The sequence below is a fragment of the Streptomyces aurantiacus genome, from assembly GCF_001418335.1.
Taxonomy (GTDB): Bacteria; Actinomycetota; Actinomycetes; order Streptomycetales; family Streptomycetaceae; genus Streptomyces; species Streptomyces aurantiacus.
The window spans coordinates 1-4,881 of the sequence record NZ_LIPP01000218.1; the positions used below are offsets into that span (position 1 = coordinate 1).

At 68.9% G+C, this 4,881-nt stretch carries 5 protein-coding genes; 2 read left to right on the forward strand and 3 right to left on the reverse strand.

Features of this window, described 5'->3' with window-relative positions:
• Nucleotides 1–202 (forward strand): hypothetical protein (locus tag AOK01_RS26545; RefSeq protein WP_055516738.1); only part of this gene is annotated, 202 nt, incomplete at its 5' end.
• A gap of 101 nt (nucleotides 203–303) precedes the next feature.
• A complete protein-coding gene (locus tag AOK01_RS26550; protein ID WP_055515980.1) occupies nucleotides 304–1,077 on the forward strand; it encodes a group II truncated hemoglobin in 774 nt (257 codons plus the stop codon).
• 123 nt (nucleotides 1,078–1,200) lie between these two features.
• Here the strand turns inward: AOK01_RS26550 and AOK01_RS26555 are convergent, their stop codons facing one another.
• From AOK01_RS26555 to AOK01_RS26565, 3 genes are all read right to left on the reverse strand, one after another.
• Nucleotides 1,201–3,261, reverse strand: a complete 2,061-nt coding sequence (locus AOK01_RS26555) for a restriction endonuclease (RefSeq protein WP_190850422.1) — start codon at nucleotides 3,259–3,261, stop codon at nucleotides 1,201–1,203.
• A gap of 183 nt (nucleotides 3,262–3,444) precedes the next feature.
• Complete coding sequence (locus tag AOK01_RS26560; RefSeq protein WP_055515984.1) at nucleotides 3,445–3,996, reverse strand: DUF3455 domain-containing protein; 552 nt, start codon at nucleotides 3,994–3,996, stop codon at nucleotides 3,445–3,447.
• A 332-nt stretch (nucleotides 3,997–4,328) separates the two neighbouring features.
• The gene (locus AOK01_RS26565) at nucleotides 4,329–4,718 is read right to left on the reverse strand and encodes a VOC family protein (protein ID WP_055515986.1); all 390 of its coding nucleotides are present in this window, start codon (nucleotides 4,716–4,718) and stop codon (nucleotides 4,329–4,331) included.
• Nucleotides 4,719–4,881: the final 163 nt, after the last annotated feature.

Below are 4,881 nucleotides of genomic sequence, written 5' to 3' on the forward strand. Positions count from 1 at the left end.
AGCGGGCTCGAACCTGAAGTCCCTGTCGGTGTACGTGTCGTACGACTACGGCCAGACCTGGAAGAAGGTCACCGTCAAGAACGGCAAGATCGCGGTCACGAACCCGGCCAAGGGCAAGGGGATCTCGTTCCACGCCAAGATCGCCGACAAGAAGGGCAACAAGTCGACGATCTCGATCTACAACGCGTACTACGGGAAGTGACCTGATCCGGTGGATCACCGACAGGTTCGCTGAACGCTGACACACACGAACGGTCCGCCGGAGCCAGAGCTTCGGCGGGCCGTCCGTGTTTGTGTGGGGGTATGACCGCGCACACCGTCGAGTACATCCGGTACCTCATTCCCGAGCAGCAGTCGGCACAGTTCCTCGCCGCCTGCACCCGGGCCGCCGTGCAGCTCGCGGCGGCCCCCCAGTGTGTCGACTACGAACTGGCCCGCTCCGAGGAGGACTTCGAGCACTACGTGCTCCGCATCACCTGGACATCGACCGAGGACCACGTCGAGGGCTTCCGCGAGTCCGAGCTGTTCACCGACTACGTGGCCGATATCGGCCCCTTCGACAGGTTCATCGAGGAGACGCGCCACTACAAGCCGACGACGGTACGGGGCACGGGGGCGTCCCTGCCCACGCTGTACTCCTGGGCCGGCGGAGCGGAGGCCTTCACACGTCTCACCGAGGTGTTCTACGACAAGGTCCTCAAGGACGAGGTCCTGGCCCCCGTCTTCGCGGGGCTCGCCGCCGAACACGCCTCCCATGTGGCCTCCTGGCTCGGCGAGGTCTTCGGCGGCCCGCCGAGCTACTCCGAGACTCAGGGCGGCCACGGCCACATGGTCGCCAGGCACCTGGGGAAGGGCATCACGGAGATCCAGCGGCGCCGCTGGGTCAACCTGCTCCAGGACGCGGCGGACGAGGCGGAGCTGCCGACGGACGCCGAGTTCCGATCGGCGTTCGTCGCGTACGCGGAGTGGGGGACGCGGCTGGCGGTGTACTTCTCCGGTCCCGACGTGGTGCCTCCGGCGGAACAGCCGATCCCGAGGTGGACGTGGGGCCCGCCCCCGCCGCACCGTGGGGAGTAGGGGCGCAGCCCCACACCCCAGGGGCGCGGGGAACTGCGCGCCCAGCCCCCACGCACCCGCACTCGCACAACACACCCGCCGGGACGGCCTCCGCACCCGCCGGGACGGCCCCCGCCGGGACGGCTACGCGACCTCGATGCCGAAGTCCTGAACGAGTTCCTCCAAGCCGCCCGCGTAGCCCTTGCCGCCCAGGACGAAGTCCCAGTCGCCGTTCGACCTGCGCCGGAAGGAGCCCAGCACCAAGGCCGTTTCGAGCGGGCGGCCGTCGGAGACCTCAAGCCGCCCCAGTTCGGCCAGCCCGGGATCGCGCAGGCTGATGCAGGCGTTCGTGAAACCGGAGAGGTCCGCGTCGGGGTTCACCTCCGGGTCGATGGCCGCGACGAGGACGAACCGGTCGGCCTCGTCCGGCAGCCCGTCGAAGGAAACGCATATCGCGGCCTTGTCGGGTGCCGTGGGCGGAAGGGCGCGCACGGAGCCGTCCGCGGTCTGCGGGTTGTTGAAAAAGACGAAGTGTTCGTCGCTGAGGACGCGGTTGCCGCGGCAGACGAGAGCGCACACGTCCAAGGCGACGCTTCCGGTCCACGACATGCCCAGGACGTTGTAGTCGTCGGGCAGCCGATCACCCTGCGCTGACGGCGTGGGCTGCGCCGACGGCTGACGGGCGCCACCTCCCAGGCGTCCCCGCAGACCATGGCGGTGCAGCAGGTCCACGAGCTCACTGCCCGAGATCAGCTCAAGCGGTTTTCCGTTGGCGAAGGTGTGTGAGCCGGGGCCGAACTTCGACGTCGTCACCAGGACGCCCTTGTTGGCGCCGGCGTCCTGCGCGGTCCCGTACAGGTCACGTACGGCGGTGGGCGGCACCGTGTTGCGGTAGCGCTTCACCTGCACGACGATCTTTCCGCCCCGGATCGGCGTCGGATCCAGCGCGTCGACGTCCACGCCGCCGTCGTTGGAACGCTGGGTGGTGACCGCCTGCATACCCATGGCACGGAAGAGATCGGCCACGAGGTGCTCGAAGGCGATCGGATCCATGTCGTAGAGGTCGGGTTCCTCGTCGCTGCCGTGCGCGACCACGCGGTTCCCGACGTCCTGCGGCAGACGGCTCGGTCGTACGGGCGTCAACTGGTCGGGCCGGGGTGAGAGTTGCCCGCGCAGCGCGTCGGCCAGGCAACTGCCCGCGTCCACCTGGGCCAGATGCAGGTCGCGGAACGTCGAACGTGACGTCATGACGGTGGCCAGGTGAATGTGGCCCGGTCGGCCGGTCGTGGGGTCGTGCCCGTCCACGAACCCGTTCAGGGTCACCGACTCCAGCGCGCCCAGCTCGTCCGCGGCGAAGAGTTCGTGGAGGACGAGCAGCATGCACTGCGCGAGGACCTCCCGGTACAGGGCCCGACGCTGCCCCACGGGGCGGGGGGCCTCCTTGTCCTGGTCCACTGCCGCCATGTACCGGACGGACTTGACCTCGGGAACGATGCTGTAGGCGGGCAACTCCCAGTCCAGCACCAGCTGTCGGGCCGCCGGGTCGTAGGCGGCTGCCACCTGACGTGGAAACCCCTCCGGCCACGCGGTCGAAGCGTAGAGAGCGCCGGAGAAGTACTCGACCACCGACTCCGGTTCGCAGCGCCGCACGCCTTCGGTCACCTCACGGATGCCGGCGTTGTGCCGCCGCACGTCGGCCAACTGGACGTCGACCCACCGCTCGTACTCGCTCCGGTACGCCGCCAACTGCTGCTGCCGCTGTCCCTCCGCCGTCTGAGCGGCCTGCCAGTCCCGCTCGAAACGCGCCCGCGCCTCGACCTGTGCCTGCGCCCGGCGATTGGCGGTCCACCCACTCTGCGTCTGGTACTGGTTCAGGTCCGGCATGGGCACGGGCTGCGCCAACGCTCCCGGAGCGAAGGCCTGGACCTCCTCGGACCGCAGCAAGGACGAGGCCCTGAATGCCGGAACCTGGCACCCGGCCGCGAGCAGGCCCTGCAACGAGGCGACCTGCGCGTCGAGTTCCTCGGTACGACGCAGCGCCTCCGCCTGTCGGTACTCACGGTGGTTCTGGGCAACTCGCCGCTGATAGGCGCGTGCTTGCTGAGCTTGTTGTCTCTGCTGTCTGGCTTCGGCTTCCAGCTGACGCTGCTGCTGCCGTTGCACTTCAGCCCAGACGCCGACAAACCCGGCGGATCTACGACTCATGTGGTGCGGGCCCTCCCCAAGGCGCTCTGGCTGTCCCCACAACCAGCTGTAACAGGACGACTCTAACCAGCAATCGCCCTTTCGCACATCCGTCGCCGCATCGCTTGTAAAGAGGGCCCCCGAAGCAGTCCGAGGGCCCTCCCTTGCTATTTACACTCTTTAACGCTCTTTGGTCCTACCACGTCACTTGACGGGCTTGTAGAAGGTGTAGGTGGCGGAGTAGGGGACGCTCGTCTGGTCGGTGCCTGTGCAGGCGGTGGCCGGGGCGACGCCGCCCTGGGTGTTGAGGCGCTGGATGTAGGAGACGTCGGCGAAGACCCCGGTACCGCGGGTGGCGGTCGACTTCAGCAGCAGTTCCGGGATGGTGCCGGGCTTGGGGGAGTTCGCAACGGCGGCGGCGTTCACGGCGCTGCCGTCCACCGTGGACACCCAGACGGGGCCGCGGGAGTGGAGGGCGACGGAACGGTGCGAGCGGTCGCCCTTGACCCAGAGGGTCGCGGCGGGTTCCAGCAGCGTCCAGGCACCGTCGGTGCAGGTGTACGTCTGCACACCCTCGGCGGAGAAGACACCGGTGAGCCGGTTGCCGTCCGGGACCTTCAGCGCGGCGGGCACGTCGGCGCCGACGCGTGCGGGCTGTGAGGGCGTGGCCTGGGCGGCCGTCACTCCTAAGAGCGTGCCGGCGGTCGCGGCGGCGAGAGCCGTGGTGGTGAGCACAATGCGCTTGGCGAACTTCATCGTGTGGATCTCCAGGATGACTGCTGAATGAGGCCGGACAACGAGGTCGAACGGGGTCGACCTCGTCCGACCTGAGGTCACAGGTGCGACGCGGACACCGTTCCGCCGTAACGGAATCGCTGACGGACGACAGGTCCGGCCGCTGAGCTGAGCGCGCGGCGCGGTGACGCCGACATCTGGGCCGTCCTAGGCCTCCCTGTGCGGATCGCCACGCCTCAGGGAAGGGGATATCACCGAAGTCCCGGCTCGGCGAGGGCTCGGGGGGCAGCCGAACGGTCATGCCATCACGGACCTTGGGGCCCCTGCCGTGCCCCCGCGCGCGCGGACAGGTCCTACTGCCGCGCCCCGCTCCCGTACGGACGCGTGAGGATCTCCAGGCTGTGGCCGTTCGGGTCATCGAAATACGTACCGCGGCCGCCGTCGTTCGTGTTGATCTCGTTGACGCGGCGGTGGTACGGATCCGCCCAGTACGTGAGGCCGGCGTCCCGGACGCGGGCGAAGATCCGGTCGAAGTCGTCCTCCGAGACCAGGAACGCGTAGTGCTGGGGCGCGATGGCGCCGACGGCGTCCATGTAGTCGAGGGTCACGCCGTTGGGGATCGGCACAGGGACGAAGGGACCGTACGCGGGACTCACCTCCAGCCCCAGGATGTCGGCGAGGAACCGGGCCGATGCCTCCTTGTCATGGGCGGCGACGATCGTGTGGTTCAGCTCGACGGTCATCGTGCGTACCTCCTCGGCGCGTCAGCGCATCAGCGCGGCGACTCCCCTGTCCACCTCCACGCTAGTGCCGTGGGAGGGGTAACAGAGGCGCGCCCCCGTCCCCCCGCTGGTGCCGTGCGAGGGGGACAGGGGCGCAGCCCCGTCCCTCAGGGGCGCGGGGAAC